Annotated in this window: 14 protein-coding genes; 11 read left to right on the top strand and 3 right to left on the bottom strand. The window is 71.3% G+C overall.

What is annotated here, in order from left to right; translation table 11 throughout:
* The first annotated feature begins 240 nt into the window (after window positions 1-240).
* The 4 genes from MUB56_RS09150 (at window position 241) to MUB56_RS09165 (ending at window position 6,659) form a co-directional block, all read left to right on the top strand.
* The gene (locus tag MUB56_RS09150) at window positions 241-1,365 is read left to right on the top strand and encodes an IS30 family transposase (RefSeq protein ID WP_244931586.1); all 1,125 of its coding nucleotides are present in this window, start codon (window positions 241-243) and stop codon (window positions 1,363-1,365) included.
* Window positions 1,366-1,734: 369 nt separating this feature from the next.
* The gene (gene nrdR, locus MUB56_RS09155) at window positions 1,735-2,253 is read left to right on the top strand and encodes a transcriptional regulator NrdR (protein ID WP_244931587.1); all 519 of its coding nucleotides are present in this window, start codon (window positions 1,735-1,737) and stop codon (window positions 2,251-2,253) included.
* A 150-nt stretch (window positions 2,254-2,403) separates the two neighbouring features.
* Window positions 2,404-5,307, top strand: coding sequence for a vitamin B12-dependent ribonucleotide reductase (locus tag MUB56_RS09160; RefSeq protein WP_244931588.1), 2,904 nt, complete (start codon window positions 2,404-2,406; stop codon window positions 5,305-5,307).
* 413 nt (window positions 5,308-5,720) lie between these two features.
* Window positions 5,721-6,659 (top strand): hypothetical protein, encoded by a 939-nt coding sequence (locus tag MUB56_RS09165; protein ID WP_244931589.1) that lies wholly within the window; start codon window positions 5,721-5,723, stop codon window positions 6,657-6,659.
* A 188-nt stretch (window positions 6,660-6,847) separates the two neighbouring features.
* Here MUB56_RS09165 and MUB56_RS09170 read toward each other — a convergent pair whose 3' ends face one another.
* Window positions 6,848-7,297 (bottom strand): MarR family transcriptional regulator, encoded by a 450-nt coding sequence (locus MUB56_RS09170; protein ID WP_244931590.1) that lies wholly within the window; start codon window positions 7,295-7,297, stop codon window positions 6,848-6,850.
* Between the two features lie 82 nt (window positions 7,298-7,379).
* Here MUB56_RS09170 and MUB56_RS09175 point away from each other — a divergent pair, with 82 nt between their 5' ends.
* The 4 genes from MUB56_RS09175 to MUB56_RS09190 all read left to right on the top strand — a co-directional run bounded on the left by MUB56_RS09175 (window position 7,380) and on the right by MUB56_RS09190 (window position 11,346).
* The gene (locus tag MUB56_RS09175; RefSeq protein ID WP_280637388.1) at window positions 7,380-8,042 is read left to right on the top strand and encodes a maleylpyruvate isomerase family mycothiol-dependent enzyme; all 663 of its coding nucleotides are present in this window, start codon (window positions 7,380-7,382) and stop codon (window positions 8,040-8,042) included.
* A 352-nt stretch (window positions 8,043-8,394) separates the two neighbouring features.
* Window positions 8,395-8,907, top strand: coding sequence for a C40 family peptidase (locus MUB56_RS09180; RefSeq protein ID WP_244931592.1), 513 nt, complete (start codon window positions 8,395-8,397; stop codon window positions 8,905-8,907).
* Between the two features lie 175 nt (window positions 8,908-9,082).
* Window positions 9,083-10,291, top strand: a complete 1,209-nt coding sequence (locus MUB56_RS09185; protein WP_244931593.1) for a hypothetical protein — start codon at window positions 9,083-9,085, stop codon at window positions 10,289-10,291.
* Between the two features lie 68 nt (window positions 10,292-10,359).
* Complete coding sequence (locus MUB56_RS09190) at window positions 10,360-11,346, top strand: ERCC4 domain-containing protein (protein WP_244931594.1); 987 nt, start codon at window positions 10,360-10,362, stop codon at window positions 11,344-11,346.
* Between the two features lie 151 nt (window positions 11,347-11,497).
* On the opposite strand, the gene MUB56_RS09195 is transcribed toward MUB56_RS09190, so the two are convergent.
* Window positions 11,498-11,887 (bottom strand): DUF2237 domain-containing protein, encoded by a 390-nt coding sequence (locus MUB56_RS09195; RefSeq protein ID WP_244931595.1) that lies wholly within the window; start codon window positions 11,885-11,887, stop codon window positions 11,498-11,500.
* A gap of 57 nt (window positions 11,888-11,944) precedes the next feature.
* Here MUB56_RS09195 and MUB56_RS09200 point away from each other — a divergent pair, with 57 nt between their 5' ends.
* From MUB56_RS09200 to MUB56_RS09210, 3 genes are all read left to right on the top strand, one after another.
* Complete coding sequence (locus MUB56_RS09200) at window positions 11,945-12,508, top strand: hypothetical protein (RefSeq protein ID WP_244931596.1); 564 nt, start codon at window positions 11,945-11,947, stop codon at window positions 12,506-12,508.
* A gap of 1 nt (window position 12,509) precedes the next feature.
* On the top strand, window positions 12,510-12,974 hold the full coding sequence (locus MUB56_RS09205; RefSeq protein ID WP_244931597.1) for a TspO/MBR family protein: 465 nt from the start codon (window positions 12,510-12,512) through the stop codon (window positions 12,972-12,974).
* A gap of 69 nt (window positions 12,975-13,043) precedes the next feature.
* Complete coding sequence (locus tag MUB56_RS09210) at window positions 13,044-16,307, top strand: DEAD/DEAH box helicase (RefSeq protein WP_244931598.1); 3,264 nt, start codon at window positions 13,044-13,046, stop codon at window positions 16,305-16,307.
* A 14-nt stretch (window positions 16,308-16,321) separates the two neighbouring features.
* Here MUB56_RS09210 and MUB56_RS09215 read toward each other — a convergent pair whose 3' ends face one another.
* Window positions 16,322-16,837 (bottom strand): hypothetical protein, encoded by a 516-nt coding sequence (locus MUB56_RS09215; protein ID WP_244931599.1) that lies wholly within the window; start codon window positions 16,835-16,837, stop codon window positions 16,322-16,324.
* Window positions 16,838-16,919 lie beyond the last annotated feature (82 nt).

Below are 16,919 nucleotides of genomic sequence, written 5' to 3' on the forward strand. Positions count from 1 at the left end.
CGTTGTCGGGGCCGTCGGGGTAGTCCGTCACACCAGCGGGGATGAGACGACGGCAGGCTCAGGCGGTCGAAGCAACACCTAGTGAGTGAGGTGTTGGTGATGGGACGTCGACCGCTGCCGTACGAGGTTCGTGCGCGGTTGTTTGATTCGATCTGTGCGGGTCGTTCGGTGTGGCACTCGGCTCGGTTGGTGGGCGTGTCACGCGATACCGCGGGCGTGTGGTGGCGTCAGGCTGCGCCCGTGACGCTGAGGATCCTGCATGGACCAGACGGTGGGCTCGGGACTGTTGCGGGGCATGAACGCCCGGCGCGAGGAGTGTCGGGCGAGCCTGGTCTGCGTCGGCGGTTGAGCAGTGAGGATCGCGCGGTGATCGCGGCGGGGGTGCAGCAGCGGCTGCTTGCCGAGCGTGCGGGGCGACGTGGACCGAGCCTGGAAGCGATCGGTGCGTTGATCGGGCGGGACAAGTCGATCATCAGCCGCGAGATTGCCCGCAACAGCGGACCCGACGGCAGCTACTACGGTTCCTTGGCGCACCGCCAGGCACTGCTGAGGCGTCGACGACCAAAACCGTTCCGACTCCTCGAGAACCCCGGACTGTGTCGCCGGATCGAGGCCTGGATGGATGAAGGCTGGTCACCCCAGCTGATCGCCACGGTCCTGCGTGGTGATCACCCACGCACGATCATGGACCGTGTGTCGCACGAGACGATCTACCAGGCGCTCTACGTCCAGACCCGCGGCAGCCTGCGCCAAGACCTGGCCCGCAACCTGTCCACGTCACGACGGGCCCGCCAGCCGCGAGGAAGCGTCGACCGACGGGCGAAGAGCCCGTACCGCGAGGCGTTCAAGATCAGTGATCGTCCAGCTGAGGTCGCCGACCGGGCCGTGCCCGGCCATTGGGAGGGCGACCTGATCTTGGGCACCGCGAACGGGTCGGCGGTGGGCACCCTGGTCGAACGCTCCACCCGGTTCGTGATCTTGCTGCACCTGCCCGGACGTCACGACGCCGCGTCGGTGGCCGAGGCGATGATCCGCGAGATGGGCAAGCTCCCCGTCCACCTACGGCGGTCGTTGACCTGGGACCGCGGCACCGAGATGGCCGGCTACCGCGATATCCAGGTCGCCCTCGACGACATGCCGGTCTACTTCTGCGACCCGCACTCGCCCTGGCAACGCGGCACGAACGAGAACACCAACCGGCTCCTGAGGTTCTGGTTGACCAAGGGCACCGACCTCTCGGTCCACACCGCCGACGACCTCGCCCACATCGCTACGACCCTCAACCAGCGGCCACGACCTACCCTCGACCTGAAGACTCCAGCCCAAGCGCTGGCCGAACTGCTGTCAGACCCGGCAGCAGCCTGACGTTGCTTCGACCGATTGAACCCGCCCGACTCTTAGCCGCTCTGGTGTGACGGACTACCCCGGCAGTTCACTCCCAGTCCGAGCCCGACAGCGGCGCGGCGGGTCGGCTCGGACGCCGCTGACCTGCGGTTTCGCGGGCGGTCGGGATGTGCTCGGCCGCGACACGCCGGGCCGCTTGCGCGTCGCTGCCAGCAGGCGTACGGTTCCCCACATCTAGTACTTACATCGCTGTAGTTATCCACATCTAGTGCACAGGTAGAGCCGGAAGACTCACAGCGAACGGCGTGTTCTACACAGAGAAACCCCCCGTTATCCACAAGCTCGCACCTCTTCGGGGGTGGTTGAGGCGTGCCCGGAAAGGAGACCCAGATGCACTGTCCGTACTGCCGTGGCGCCGACACCCGGGTCCTCGACTCCCGGGTCGCCGACGACGGCGGCTCGATCAGGCGCCGGCGTACCTGCTCGGGGTGCACCAAGCGGTTCACCACCGTCGAGATGATGCAGTTGACGGTCCTCAAGCGCTCCGGCGCCACGGAGCCGTTCACCCGGGACAAGGCGGTCTCCGGAGTCCGGAAGGCCTGCAAGGGCCGACCGGTCACCGAGGACCAGCTCGCCTGTCTCGGCCAGGCCGTCGAGGACGCACTGCGGCTCTCGGGGGCGGCCGAGATCCCGGCGAACGAGGTGGGCCTGGCGATCTTGGGCCCGTTGCGTGAGCTGGACGAGGTCGCCTACCTCCGCTTCGCGAGCGTCTACCGGGCCTTCGAGTCCGCCGACGACTTCGAGGACGAGATCGCGATGCTGCGCGCCGAGCGCGCCCCCACGGTGGTCGAGGAGGTTGCGCGGCAACCCTCTCGGGACACCGTCCCTCAGCCCGTCACCACGGGCTGACCCGATCCGCCCGGCACGTAGTGGGGAAGCTGCGTGCCGGGCGCACCACTTGGAGCAACACGCAGGACAGCACGGCCGATACGACTGTCGGTGGCCTCGACGACCATCGACTGCAACAACGACTTACATCACGGGATCAGAGGAGACGGCATGACGGAGACGGTCAGCGGGACGACGACGGGTGCGTCCGCGAAGGGGCGTGCTCTGACCCTGGAACGGGTGTTCAGCACCCCGGGCGTGCACCCCTACGACGAGCTCACCTGGGAGCGTCGCGACGTCGTCCAGACGAACTGGAAGACCGGTGAGTCCGTCTTCGAGCAGCGCGGCGTGGAGTTCCCGGACTTCTGGTCGGTCAACGCCTCCACGATCGTCACGACGAAGTACTTCCGCGGCGCCGTCGGCACCGACGCCCGCGAGTGGAGCCTCAAGCAGCTCGTCGACCGCGTGGTGAAGACCTACACCAAGGCGGGCGTCGAGAACGGCTACTTCGCCTCCGACGTCGACGCCGAGGTCTTCGAGCACGAGCTGACCTGGCTGCTGGTCCACCAGTACTTCTCCTTCAACAGCCCCGTCTGGTTCAACGTCGGCACCGAGTCGCCGCAGCAGGTCTCCGCCTGCTTCATCCTCGCCGTCGACGACTCGATGGACTCGATCCTGAACTGGTACAAGGAGGAGGGCTTCATCTTCAAGGGCGGCTCCGGTGCCGGCCTGAACATCTCCCGCATCCGCTCCTCCAAGGAGCTGCTCCGCTCCTCCGGCGGCACCGCCTCGGGCCCCGTCTCCTTCATGCGCGGCGCGGACGCCTCCGCCGGCACCATCAAGTCCGGCGGCGCCACCCGGCGCGCGGCCAAGATGGTCGTGCTCGACGTCGACCACCCCGACATCATGGAGTTCGTCCAGACCAAGGCGCGCGAGGAGGACAAGATCCGCGCGCTGCGCGACGCCGGCTTCGACATGGACCTGGGTGGCGCCGACATCACCTCCGTCCAGTACCAGAACGCCAACAACTCCGTTCGGGTCAGCGACGAGTTCATGCGCGCCGTCGAGGACGGCACCGACTTCGGTCTGCGCGCCCGCACCAACGGCGAGGTCATCGAGCGCGTCGACGCCCGTGAGCTGTTCCGCAAGATCGCCGAGGCCGCCTGGGAGTGCGCCGACCCGGGCCTGCAGTACGACGACACGATCAACGACTGGCACACCAACCCGGAGACGGGCCGGATCACCGCGTCCAACCCGTGCTCGGAGTACATGTCGCTCGACAACTCCTCGTGCAACCTCGCCTCGCTGAACCTGCTGAAGTTCCTCAAGGAGGACGACACCTTCGACGGCGAGCTGTTCGCGAAGGCGGTCGAGTTCATCATCACCGCGATGGACATCTCCATCTGCTTCGCCGACTTCCCGACCGAGGCCATCGGTCAGACCACGGTCGACTACCGCCAGCTCGGCATCGGGTACGCCAACCTCGGCGCCCTGCTCATGGCGATGGGCCTGGGCTACGACTCCGAGGGTGGCCGCACGATGGCCGCGACCATCACCTCGCTGATGACCGGCGTCTCGTACAAGCGCTCCGCCGAGCTCGCCGGGATCGTCGGCCCGTACGCCGGCTACGCCCGCAACTCCAAGGCCCACCAGCGGGTCATGCGCAAGCACCAGGCGGCCAACGACACGATCCGCACCCTGTCGATCGCCGACAGCCAGGTGCACAAGCTCGCGACCGAGGCCTGGGACGCGGTCGTGAAGACCGGGGAGGCGAACGGCTTCCGCAACGCGCAGGCCTCGGTGCTCGCGCCCACCGGCACCATCGGCTTCATGATGGACTGCGACACCACCGGCATCGAGCCGGACTTCTCCCTGGTGAAGTTCAAGAAGCTCGTCGGCGGCGGCTCGATGCAGATCGTCAACCAGACCATCCCGCGCGCGCTGAAGAAGCTCGGCTACGTGGAGGAGCAGGCCGAGGCGATCGTCGCCTACATCGCCGAGCACGGCCACGTGATCGACGCCCCCGGCCTGCGCCAGGAGCACTACGAGGTCTTCGACACCGCGATGGGCGCCCGCTCGCTGAAGCCGATGGGCCACGTCCGGATGATGGCCGCGGCACAGCCGTTCCTCTCCGGTGCGATCAGCAAGACGGTGAACCTGCCGGAGTCGGCGACGGTCGAGGAGATCGAGGACGTCTACCTGCAGTCGTGGAAGCTCGGTCTGAAGGCGACCGCGATCTACCGCGACAACTGCAAGGTCGGCCAGCCGATGTCGTCCGGCAAGGGCGAGAACAAGGGCACCGACTCCAACGTCTCCGCCGCGACGGAGGCCGTGGTCGAGACCAAGGTCGTCGAGAAGGTCGTCTACGCCCCCACCCGCAAGCGGCTCCCGAAGTCGCGAGTCTCGCGCACCACCTCCTTCACGGTCGGTGGCGCCGAGGGGTACCTCACCTCGGGCGCCCACGACGACGGGGAGCTGGGCGAGGTCTTCCTCAAGCTCGGCAAGCAGGGCTCGACCCTGGCCGGCGTGATGGACGCGTTCTCGATCGCGGTCAGCATCGGCCTCCAGTACGGCGTGCCGCTGGAGACCTACGTCTCGAAGTTCACCAACCTGCGCTTCGAGCCTGCCGGCCTCACCGACGACCCCGACGTCCGGATGGCGCAGTCCCTCATGGACTACGTGTGGCGCCGGCTCGCGCTGGACTACCTGCCCTTCGAGCAGCGCGCTGCTCTGGGCATCTACTCCGCCGAGGAGCGTCGACGCCAGCTCGAGACGGGTTCCTACGAGCCCGTCGAGGAGACCGGTGCGGCCGCCGAGCTGATCGAGGACGTCGCCCCGGCCGCGAAGTCCTCGGCGGTCGAGGTGGAGATCACCGACGTCCCGGTCGCCTCGACCGAGACCCCGGCCGCCGCCAAGCCCGCTCCCCGCGAGGCCCACACCACGGCCGAGCTTCTGGAGAAGCTCAGCGGCACCGCCGTCGACTCTCCGCTCTGCTTCACCTGCGGCACCAAGATGCGCCCCGCCGGCTCCTGCTACGTCTGCGAGGGCTGCGGAAGCACCTCCGGCTGCAGCTGATTGTGAAGTTGCCCGGCTCCCTCACCAGAAGTTGCCCCGCTCGGCAGCGGCTGGCCTCGTGTCAAACCGCATCATCATGACGTTGGTGAAGAGCTCGCACAGCCGATGACGATGAACGATCGTCGGCGGCCCGGCTCCCCCATGAAGGGGGCGCCGGGCCGTAGCTGCGTCCGAGGAGGCTCGACCAGATCTGTGAGGGCCTCGGGGGCCCTGGGCACGGTGACCTGCGACAGCTCGTCGGCTGCGCGCACACGCTCTGCGCCCGGCTGTCGTCGGCGCCTCATGATCCACTGCAGGCGGACCATCAGGCCCAGCTGTCAGCACCTGGAAGCTGCACGCGGGAGTACGCACACGGTCGATGGTTGGGCGAGAGGAAGTACCGCGGTCGCGCAGCGTGCCAGCGAGGTGGTGGCGTGAGACGCGAGTACGTCGTGACGATCCCGGACGCCGAGGCAGCCCGGTTACGTGCGTTCAGCAACAAGGCGGCAGGCAAGAAGCACTGGCCGCTGGGGCCGAACCGCAGGTTCTGGCGCAAGAACGAGACGACGTTCGTCGTGAAGGAGTACGTCGGCTCCGCGCTCGGCGGCGCACTCGTGATGACGCTCGGGAAAGCAACCCTGCCGGAGGGGAGCAACCAGGTGGCCGTGACCGTCGAGACGAAAGCGCACGGCATGGGCTACTTGCTCATCGCCTGCGGTGTCGTGGCCGGCTGCCTGACGCCACGTGACGGGATCTCCGCCTTCCTGATGGGGACAGCTCTCGTCTTGGCCGGCTGGTTCCTGTTCGCCAAGCGTCCTGGCCTCGCCGACGACCTCGACGAGGTTGAGGAGGTGCTCCGCGCCGAGATCCGAGGTCACTGGCAACTAGCCGGTGCGAACGCGGAAGCGGCGTACGTCGGCCCGCCGCGCACTGACTTCGAGACCGCGAACAGGCTCACGAACTTCCTGCACGGCGACGACCTCGACAGCGTCGCTGCGCTCCCTGCCAGGTGGTCCCTGACCGACCTCCTGCCCGCCCGAACCGTGCTCTCGGATCGGTCTCTCGACGTGCGGCGGCGAGGGAGTCTCGGCGCGAGCATCCATGCGGACGCCGTCAGCTTCTTCGTGCAGATTCCGTGGGCGCCGGACCTGGTCAACGAGTTCCCCGCGATGGAGACGTGGGTCGTAGACCACGATGGGCGACCGTTGGCCGTTGTCGGATGGGACGCCAAGCTCGAACGCCAGGTACGTGACGCGGGACTGCGCGTTCGACGCTTCGCCCACAGCGTCAACATGGACGTGATCCCGTACGTGTGGGCGGGACGGCCCACGTACCCCGTCGCCGTCCACGTCGACTCCTCCGCTCACCGATGAGGTGAGCTCCGGGCGCACAACAAGAGCCGCGGCGCCGGGCGATGGTCCGCCGGCCCTCGGTCGACCTGCGGCACTCGACGCGATCGGTATCGGTGAGCCCGGGCTGGAGCTCAACGGTGCGCAGCGCCGCTGCAGCTCGTTACGAGTGGCAGCACAACGCGACCCCGGTCTGGAACCAGTTCGAGGCATCACAGCCAGGGGTCGGTGATCTCGCGCAGCCGTTCGAGCGTCACCCGGAGCTCGTCCAGGCGAGCTCGGCCGAGGTGGGCCTCCCACTCGGCCTCGATGCCGCGCTGCTCGGCCAGCGCGACCGCGACCACGTCGCGGCCCCGGTCGGTGATCTGGATGAGGCGCGCGCGGCGGTCGCGGGGGTCGGGGCCGCGGGCGACGTACCCGCCGCGCTCGAGCTCGTCGACCAGGAAGCCGGCCGCCTGCTTGGTCGTCTGGGCGGCCGTGGCGAGGTCGGTGAGGCGGGAGCCGCCCGGGTCCAGGCGTTGGAAGACCCGCGCCTGGGCGAGGGTGATGTCGTACCCAGCGGCGTCCACGGCGGCGAGGATGCGTTGCTCCAGGTGGCGGTACGGGAGCAAGAGCAGGACGCCGATGCTGATGGGCGTGCCCTCGGGCTCGACCACGGTCATGCGGACCCCTTGTCAGGCTCGGCTGGCGGAGCCAAGATAGTCAGAGACTTTTACTACTTGGGAGTCTCTCGTGGATGCGACCGTGTGGGAACTGATTCGCGAAGAGCGTGCCTCCTTGGCACGGTTGGTCGCACCCCTGAGCGCCGAGCAATGGGCGACGCCGTCGTTGTGCGCGGAATGGACGGTGCGCGACGTGGTCGCCCACCTCCTGATGACGCCCGCAGGCGAGCCGCACGTGCGGTCGATGGTCGTGGCCCTGGTGAAGGCGCGCGGTCACCTGTGGAGCGCCGGCCGAGATGTCGCCCGCGAGTACGCTCGCCGGCCCACCTCCGAGCTGGTGGTGGAGCTGGAGCGGACCGCGGGCTCGCGGACCAGGCCGATCTTCGTCCAGGACGCCAACATCCTCCTCGACCTGGTGGTGCACGGTCAGGACATCGCGGTGCCCCTCGGGCTGGACCGGCCGGTGCCCGCGGCGGCGGCGGTCCTCACGCTCGACCGGATCTGGTCGATGGGGTGGCCATTCCATGCGCGACGACGATTGGCCGGAGTCCGTCTCAGGTGCGACCTGGAGCCGGGGACACGGGGCGCACCTCAGGAGTGGGAAGTGGGCGGGGGGCCGGAGGTGAGGGGGTCGGCTGCCGCCCTCGCGCTGCTGATGACCGGCCGCACCGCGGCGGCCCTTCCGATGCTCCACGGTCCCGGAGTCGCAGGACTCGGCGCGCGCCGTTCGCTGCGGGGGTCGTGACGACAGCCCGCTGACGTCCGAGTGGGTGAGGAGAGGGTGATGATCGTCACCCGTGTCGGGCTTTTGGTGCCCGCTTCCTGATGTGCGACGGTGGAATGGCGTCGACCGGGACCCTCGTCCCGATCGATCTTTCTATCAGCAGCCTGGACCGCGCCGAGGCCCGTCACGTCGCCAGGTGGTCACCGACATCAGGAAGCAGAGACGGGCACGGGGGACCCACGCAGCACGCCCGTCAGGGCTAGGGGTGAAGCCGAGCAGAGCTCGGCCGGGCACGGCGTCCGAATCCGACAGGTCATCCTTCGCAGGCGTCGCCGAGGAAACACCGTTGAACCACGCCTCTCAGGGCGCGCCAGTGCGCGCCCGAATCCTTCGCGGCGCCGCCACCGGCGCTCTCGCTCTCGGTCTCGCTCTCGGGATCAGCCCCCTCGCCCCGACCGCCACGGCCGACGCCGCCGTCGGCAAGCGGCACGAGGGCCAGCGGGTCGAGCAGATGACCGCGAAGCCCCTCCCGTCCCGCGGCGAGAAGGTCATGAGCACCGTGCGTGCCCAGGCCGGCGACCCCTACTCCTGGGGCGGCACCGGCCCGAGCCGCTTCGACTGCTCCGGCCTCACCCAGTACGTCTACAAGAAGGCCACCGGCAAGAATCTGCCGCGTACCAGCAGCGCGCAGGCCGGTGCCACCAAGCGGATCAGCCGGGGCGACGCCAGGCCCGGCGACCTGGTGTTCTTCACCGGCGGCGGTGGGGTCTACCACGTCGCCATCTACGCCGGCGGCAACGAGGTGTGGCACGCCCCGGGCTCCGGCAAGAGCGTCAGCAAGGCCAAGATCTGGACCGGCTCGATCTTCTTCGGCCGGGTCCGCTGAGCCAGCGCCCGCCTGCTCGCTGACGACGCCCGTACGCCGACCCGCCGGTCGGTGTGCGGGCGTCGTCGCGTCCGGGGACGCCGGACCACCGAGCCGGCGTGGGGTCGGCCGAGGTTCTCCACAGATCGACGACACCCCCTGGCCGAGGCCGGAAGCGGCGCGTTGGCTGGACGGCATGCCGAAGTCACGAGGACGCCGACCGAAGAAGAACCGTCACCGGTCGACCGGTCGGGGGAGGACCGGCCCCGTCGACGAGCAGTTCGACCGGGAGATGCTCCCCGTCATGCAGGCCTCGGACGCCGCCGAGGCACGGGGGGACGCGGTCGCGGCGTACGAGCTGATCAGCGACCACCTGTTCGACGCCCGCGGGCGGAGGTTCTGGCGGCCGTGGCGCCTGCGCCGGCTCGGCCAGCTCGCCGAGTTCGGACCGCTGTTGCCCCGGTGGGCCACCTCCCGCTGGATCCTCGCCCAGGCGCGCCAGTCGCTGCTCCCCGCAGCGCGCACGGCCCACCAACGGTCTCGGCAGCTCGCGATCGACGTGCGCGGCGGCCTCGAGCAACTGCCCGGGGTCGACGACATCGACGCCGCCTGCCGGGTCGCCGACCACGACTGGGTCTGTCGCCAGCTGTTCCTCTACGAGCTCGGTGGGCTCTCGATCTTCCTGAGGCACGGGGCGACGCCCGACCTGGTGGCCGGGGCGGACCGGATCCACGACTGGGCCCGGGCCCCGCTGCGGGCGTTGCGGTACGACGGACCCGGGCTCGGCCTGCTGCGCTGGGTCGACCTCGCGACCGGAGAGCGGCTGGAGCTGCTCGACCTCGGTGCCGGGGTCTGGGTGGGGCCGGGGGAGTGCGTGCTGGGCCGGGTCGTACCGATCGACGAGGGGCTGATGTTCGAGGGCCTGCCGTTGTTCGTGCCCGACGACGTCGCCGCCCGGGTCGCCGGCGACCCGACCGGATGGCTCGACGTGCTCCGCGCCGAGGTCCCGCGCGAGCGCAGCGAGGATCAGCGGATCCGGGTGGGCTCGGTCACGGGTGACCCGCTGCTCTCCGACGTACCCGACGTCGTCTGGGAGCTGGCGGCGCTGTGCGCGGCCGAACCGGACCTTCCGGCGGCGGAGGCGCTGCTCGACGGTGCGGCCCGGCTGGTCCTGGCCGGTCTCGCCGAGCTGGAGGAGCAGGCCCGGCTGCTCGACCTCGACGACCTGTTGCCCTGCGTCGCCGCGATGGTGGTCCAACCGTTCGTGGTCAAGGTCGTTCGCGAGCGCTTGGGTCCGCAGCACGCGCCGTGGCTGCGCGACCTGGCCGACCTGGTGATCGGCCCTGCCGCGGAGATCTGCCTCGGCCTCTCCGCCGTGGCCGAGGACGCCGACGACGCGGCCTGACCGTGCGCCTGACCGTGCGAACGACCGTGCGCACGACGGCTCGCGCCCGGTGCTGCCAGACTGCGGGGGTGACCGCCGACTTCGTCGTCGCCCGCAACCCCGACCCGGAATCCACGCTGCCCTACCTGCTCCGGATCCCGCTCGGGGACGGGGTGATCCTCAAGGCCCGCGAGACCTGGCCCAGGACCGCGAAGGTCTACTGCCACCGGGTCGAGGAGTGGCCCGAGGACGCCGAGATCGTCGAGCGGGTCGCGGTCCGCAGCTGCCTGCGGCGCGGCGCCGCCATCGAGCTGGTGCTGGACCGGAGCCGCGAGAACCGCAGTCAGCTGGTGCTCACCCGCACCCGCGGACGCGAGACCATCTTCTGGCAGACCGCCCGGACCAACAAGCAGGCCCGGCCCGCGGTGGCAGTGCCGTCCGCGCGGGCCTCGGCGGTCCGGGACCTGGAGATCCACGTCGACGACCGGGAGCGCTACGCGTACCGCTTCGCCCGCCAGCAGGTGGTCGTACGACGAAGCCGGCTCGCCGCGGGCGACTACGCGATCCTGGAGGACGGCGGTGTCGTCGCCACGGTGGAGCGGAAGAGCCTGACCGACCTCGTCTCCTCCCTCACCTCCGGCCGGCTGCGCTTCCAGCTCGGCGAGCTCGCAGCCGTGCCGCGCGCCGCGGTAGTGGTCGAGGACCGGTACTCCGCGGTCTTCAAGCTCGACCACGTGCGACCTGCGGCGGTCGCCGACGGCCTCGCGGAGTGCCAGGTGCGCTGGCCCGCCGTCCCGGTGTTCTTCGCCGAGACCCGTCCGCTCGCCGAGGAGTGGACCTACCGGTTCCTCGCGGCGGCCAGGGTGGGGCGCCTGGAGGACCAGCACGGCGCGGCCGTCGTCGCGTCGCTGGCGTCGGCTCCCGAGCTCGCGCCCGCGCCGCCGACTCCCGCCGAGGTGCGGGTCTGGGCGGCGGCTCAGGGGCTGGTCGTCTCCGACCGCGGTCGAGTCCCGCAGCGCCTCGTCACGGCGTACCTGGACGCGCGGGAGAGCGGCCCGGCCGGCCCGGCTGGGTGAAATCTCAACGTTTCCTCAAGGCTTCCGCAAGAAGCCCGAATTCGCCTTCTCGTCGGGCCCCCGGCGACCTAGAGTTCTACTCGACCCCGCTGGTGACCCGAGACGCCAGCGGGGTCACTCATATTTCGCGCCAGGACGCGGGCCAGGACCCTCAGGGCAGCCCGCTGAGATCCGGCGGTACGTCGACCGCGTGCTCGCGGAGCACCTCGATCGGCACGATCTCCAGGGCGCGGTAGTTGGTCGAGGCCAGCACCACCGGGGCCGCCGCGCCCGCCTCGTAGGACTGCCGCCAGCGCGCCGCGACGATGCACCACGGGTCGCCCGGGTGCAGCCCGGGGAAGTCGTACTCGGGCCGCGGCGACGCGAGGTCGTTGCCCACCGACGCCTGGTGGTCCAGGAACTCTCGCGTCACGATCGTGCAGATCACGTGGAGACCCACGTCGTCCGGCCCGCAGGAGCAGCTGCCGTCGCGGTAGAACCCGGTCATCGGGTCCGTGCCGCAGGGCTCCAGGACGCCGCCCAGGACGTTGCGCTCGGTCACCAACCCGAGAATAGGGGTACAACTGGACTTCCAGACCTCGCTCGGAAGGCCAACACGATGTCGTCTCGCCGCCTGCTCGCCGCCGGAGTCGCCGCCGCCGCCGTCCTCGCCCTCGTGGCGGCCGCTCCGGAGGCGAGCGCCGCCCCACCGCGCGAACGGGTCGTCCTCGACACGGTCGACGAGGAGGCGCCGTACGACATCGTGAGGACCACGCTGGTCGCCGCGCCCAAGCCGGGGCGCAAGGCGAAGGTGGTGGTCACCCACGACCGTCAGGTCCGCAGCGGCGACGGCATCGACCTGTGGTTCGACCTCGACGGGGACCGCGCGCCCGACGTCTACCTCACCGGCATGGCCTTCTCCGAGTACGCCGTCTTCCGCGCCCGGTCCTTCACCCGGCACGGGAAGGACATCAGCGACCGGAACTGCTTCTCGCTGTCCATGCGCAAGCGGCACGCGGTCGTCCGGTTCCGGCCGGACTGCCTGGGCCCGTCGCGCAACTTCGCGGTGTCGGCGCGCTCGTTCCGGCACGGCGAGCCCGTGCCGTCGGCCGACTGGGCGCCGCGCACCGAGCGGCTCACCCGTCGGGTGCTCTCCTACGCCACCGCCGACCCGGGGGCCTGACGTGCGCCGGACGATCCTGACCGGCGCGCTCACGGCGGCCGCGGCGGGCATCGGCTTCGTCGGCACCCGCCCCGACAGCCCGTGGTACCGCTCGATCGAGAAGCCGCCGTGGGAGCCGCCCGCCGCGGCCTTCCCGATCGTGTGGACGCCGCTCTACGGGCTGATCGCCTGGGGCACCGGCCGGGCCGCCGAGAAGGCTGGGCCGGACGCCGAGGCGCGGGTGCTCGCGTTGACGACGGCCGACCTCGCCGTCAACGCCGGCTGGTGCTGGGCGTTCTTCGCCGAGGAGTCGCCCGCGGCCGGGCTCGGCGTCATCGCGGTGCTCGACGTGCTCAACGTCGCCCTGGTGCGCGAGGCGGCCCGGCACGACAGGGTCGCGGCCGCCGCGCTGGCGCCGTACGTCGTGTGGACGGGGTTCGCGACCGTGCTCAACGCCTCGATCTGGTGGCGCAACCGGGGCCGCTGAGCGCCGGTTCTCCACAGCTCGGACCGACGCGCCCGCAAGACCGTCCCCGGCGCACGGCATGATCGGGGGATGCCCGAGTCCCTGCCGCTGTTGCGTCTCCTCGACGATGTCGCGCTCGGGCTCTCCTTCGACACCGGCACCCTGCAGCGCGCTCGGGCCTACGTCGAGGAGGGACGGGTCGAGTGGGTCGACGTCGCCAGCCCCGGCCGGGACCAGATGGTCCTCGAGGGTGAGGTCCAGGGCGGCGAGCCCGACCCGTACGACGTGTCCGTCACCCTGGTCCGCTCCGCCCGCACCGTCCTGGTGCGCAGCCGCTGCTCCTGCTTCGTCGCACGATCGTGCAAGCACGCCGCGGCCGTGCTGCTCGCCTGGCAGGCCGGCGCGGTCGACGACGAGGAGCCCGACTGGGGCAAGCGCCTCGACGACGTGCTGGACGAGCTCGGTCGGGTCGCCACGACCGAGGCGCTCAAGCCGCTCGTCCTCGAGGTGAGCATCGACCGACCCGACTCGACCGCCGACGGCACCCGCCGGGTGCCGTCCTGGCAGGTGCGAGCCAGTCAGCCCACGGTGCGCGTCATCCCGCTCACGACCGGCCGCAAGGGCGCCTGGATCAAGCGGGGGGTCGGCTGGGACGAGCTCCCGCGGGCGGCGTACTCCCACAGCCACGATCCCGCTCAGCTCGCCGCGCTCTCGGAGCTGGCGGCGGCGCGTCGCTCGCCGCACTACTACCGGGGCGAGACCCCGCTCGACGACCTCGGGTCGGGCGTGTGGTCGATGCTTGCCCGCGCCCGCGAGGCCGGCGTCGAGCTGGTCGGCGGCACCGGGGTCCCCTCGGTGCGGCTGGAGGACGAGCCGCTCTCGCTGCGGGCGGAGCTGCGGGCCGACGTCGACGGCGCCGCCCGGCTGGAGGTGGGCGTCGACCACGACGGCCGCTGGTGGTCGGGCGACGACCTGGTCGTGGTGGGTCGCCAGGGGCACGGCGTCGCGCTGGTCGACCCGGACACCGGGGACCTCGTCCTCGCGCCGCTCGACCGGATCCTCGCCGAGCCCGTGCGCCGGCTCGTGGAGGGACCCGATCCGGTGCGGATCCCCGCCGGCCAGGGCGAGCAGTTCGTGCGCGACTACCTGCCGCGGCTGCGGCGCCACCTGGCCGTCCGGTCCACCGACGGTGCGGTGCCGCTGCCGCAGGAGCTCCCGCCGGCGCTGGTGCTGACCGTCGGCTGGCGCGGCCCCGGGGTCGCCGAGATCGCCTGGTCCTGGCGCTACCGCGTCGGTGCCGACGCGCATGCCTACGACCTGGCCGGGTCCCGCGGCGACGTACGCCGTCCCGAGCGCGAGCGCGCCCACCTCGACCGCCTCCAGCTCGGCCAGGCGGGCGACCGGCTGCTGCGCGACGAGGCCGGGGACCTGCGCGCCCACCACGAGCTCCGCGGCGACCGGCTGCTCGCGCTGGTCGGCGAGGTGCTGCCCGCGCTGCGCGAGGACCCGTCGGTCGAGGTCGAGGAGGTCGGGGTGCAGCTCGACTACCGCCCGGCCGAGAACGCGCCCGAGATCCGCTTCGAGCTGCCCGAGGACGACTCCGCCGGCCCGGTCGACTGGCTCAACCTGCGGGTGGTCATCGACGTCGACGGCGAGGAGGTCCCGCTCGCCTACGTCCTCGAGGCGCTCACCCGCGACCAGGAGCAGGTGTTCCTGCCGAGCGGCCGCTACCTCCCGGCGGGCCACCCGGCGCTCGCCCGGCTCGCCGACGCGGTCCGGGCGGCGTCCGAGCTCATCGAGCAGGACGACGACGGCGGGCTGCGGGTCGGCACCCACGACCTCGGGCTGTGGGGTGAGCTGGCCGAGATCGGGCTCGTCGACCAGCAGGCGGCCCGCTGGGTCTCCGCCGCCCAGCAGCTCAGCGGCCTGACCGAGCTGCCCAAGGTCGACCCGGTCGGCGTGCCGACCGAGCTGCGCGACTACCAGCTGGAGGGGTTCCGCTGGCTGGCCTTCCTGCACGACGCGGGGCTGGGCGGGATCCTCGCCGACGACATGGGCCTCGGGAAGACCCTGCAGGCGCTCGCCCTGATCACCCACGCCCGCAGTCGGGGCGCCGAGCCGTTCCTCGTGGTCGCCCCGACCAGCGTGGTGCCGGGCTGGGTCCGCGAGGCCGACCAGCACGCGCCCGGGCTCGTGGTCCGCGCCGTCTCGGCCGGCCAAAGTAGGCGGGGGACCAGCCTCGCCGAGCTGGCGGAGGGTGCGGACATCGTGGTGACGTCGTACACCCTGCTGCGGCTGGAGGCCGACGACTACGTCGCCCTGCCGTGGGGCGGGCTGGTGCTCGACGAGGCCCAGCAGGTCAAGAACCACCAGGGCAAGACCTACCAGGCGGTCCGGCGGATCGAGGCGCCGTTCCGGCTCGCGCTCACCGGCACGCCGTTCGAGAACCGGCTGATGGAGCTGTGGTCGCTGCTGTCGATCGTCGCGCCGGGCCTCTACCCGTGGCCGCGGAAGTTCTCCGAGCTGGTCGCGACGCCGGTCGAGAAGCAGGGCGACGAGCGGGCACTCGCGCGGTTCCGCACCCGGATCCGGCCGTTCCTGCTGCGCCGCACCAAGGAACGGGTCGCCTCCGACCTGCCGCCCAAGCAGGAGCAGGTGCTCGACGTCGCCCTCGGCCCGAAGCACCGCAAGGTCTACGACACCCACCTGCAGCGCGAGCGCCAGCACATCCTGGGCCTGATCGGCGACTTCAACGCCAACCGGGTCGCGATCTTCCGGTCGTTGACCAAGCTGCGTCAGCTCAGCCTCGACGCGGCGCTCGTCGACGAGGAGCACGAGGCGATCGGGTCGGCCAAGATCGACGTCCTGGTGGACCACCTGCGCGAGCTCGCCGCCGAAGGGCACCGGGCGCTGGTCTTCAGCCAGTTCACCAGCTTCCTCGCCCGGGTGCGCCGCCGGCTCGACGCCGAGGGCATCGGGCACGCCTACCTCGACGGTCGCACCCGCGACCGCGACGCCGCCATCTCGGAGTTCCGGCACGGCGACGCGCCGGCGTTCCTGATCAGCCTGAAGGCCGGCGGCGTCGGGCTCACCCTCACCGAGGCCAGCTACGTCTTCGTCCTCGACCCGTGGTGGAACCCCGCGGCCGAGGCCCAGGCCGTCGACCGGGCCCACCGGATCGGCCAGCACCAGCCGGTGATGGTCTATCGCCTGGTCGCCACCGACACCATCGAGGAGAAGGTGATGGAGCTGAAGTCCCGCAAGGCCGCGCTCTTCGCGCAGGTCGTCGACGGCGACGGCGCGATGGCGACAGCCGTCACCGCCGACGACGTGCGGGCGCTGCTCGGCGGGTAGGGCTCAGCCTGGATTCACGCAGTCTGCGCTACGACGTACCACGCGGTCGTGTCGGCCGAGTTCTCCTGGGTGCTGCCATCCGTACCGTCCTCGGTGCTTCCGTCCGTGCCGCCGCCCGGCTGGGCGGGCGCCTGCCCCTGCTGGCCCGGCAGCTGACCGCCCGGACCGCCCGGACGGCCCTGGCCACCTGGACCGCCCCGATCGCCGGGGAAGTCCGGACGCTCGCCGCGGTCGAACGGGGGTCGGAAGTCATTGTCCGGGGCGGTGGCGCGACCGACGAGGAAGCCGCCCAGCCCGATGCCGACGACGACCAGGACGGCCGCGGCGGAGAGCCACGCCGTCCGGGGCACCCGGCGCAGCGGGCCGGGGCGTGGGGGAGAGGCGGCCGCCTCGTACGCGGGCGGAGCGGGTGGTGGCGGGGGCGGCGGCCCCGCCTCGGCGGTGGCCGTGGAGCCCGCGGCAGCGGGCTGGGCGGCGAGGGGGCTGGTCTCGTCCTGCGGGCGCTGGTCGCCCGGCTGGTTCTGGGTCATGGCCCGACCCTGGGCGGTCCGGCTGGCAGCTGCGTCAGCCTGACCTGTGGTCTCGCTGTGAACGGGGTACCGGTGTTGGGGG

This window comes from Nocardioides sp. W7 (assembly GCF_022919075.1).
GTDB lineage: Bacteria > Actinomycetota > Actinomycetes > Propionibacteriales > Nocardioidaceae > Nocardioides.

Excerpts from the sequence above, each read along its gene's own strand:
- nrdR (WP_244931587.1), top strand. The coding sequence starts at position 1,735 with ATGCACTGTCCGTACTGCCGTGGCGCCGACACCCGGGTCCTCGACTCC.
- MUB56_RS09160 (WP_244931588.1), top strand. The coding sequence starts at position 2,404 with ATGACGGAGACGGTCAGCGGGACGACGACGGGTGCGTCCGCGAAGGGG.
- MUB56_RS09170 (WP_244931590.1), bottom strand. The coding sequence starts at position 7,297 with ATGACCGTGGTCGAGCCCGAGGGCACGCCCATCAGCATCGGCGTCCTG.
- MUB56_RS09185 (WP_244931593.1), top strand. The coding sequence starts at position 9,083 with ATGCCGAAGTCACGAGGACGCCGACCGAAGAAGAACCGTCACCGGTCG.
- MUB56_RS09200 (WP_244931596.1), top strand. The coding sequence starts at position 11,945 with ATGTCGTCTCGCCGCCTGCTCGCCGCCGGAGTCGCCGCCGCCGCCGTC.
- MUB56_RS09210 (WP_244931598.1), top strand. The coding sequence starts at position 13,044 with ATGCCCGAGTCCCTGCCGCTGTTGCGTCTCCTCGACGATGTCGCGCTC.
- MUB56_RS09215 (WP_244931599.1), bottom strand. The coding sequence starts at position 16,837 with ATGACCCAGAACCAGCCGGGCGACCAGCGCCCGCAGGACGAGACCAGC.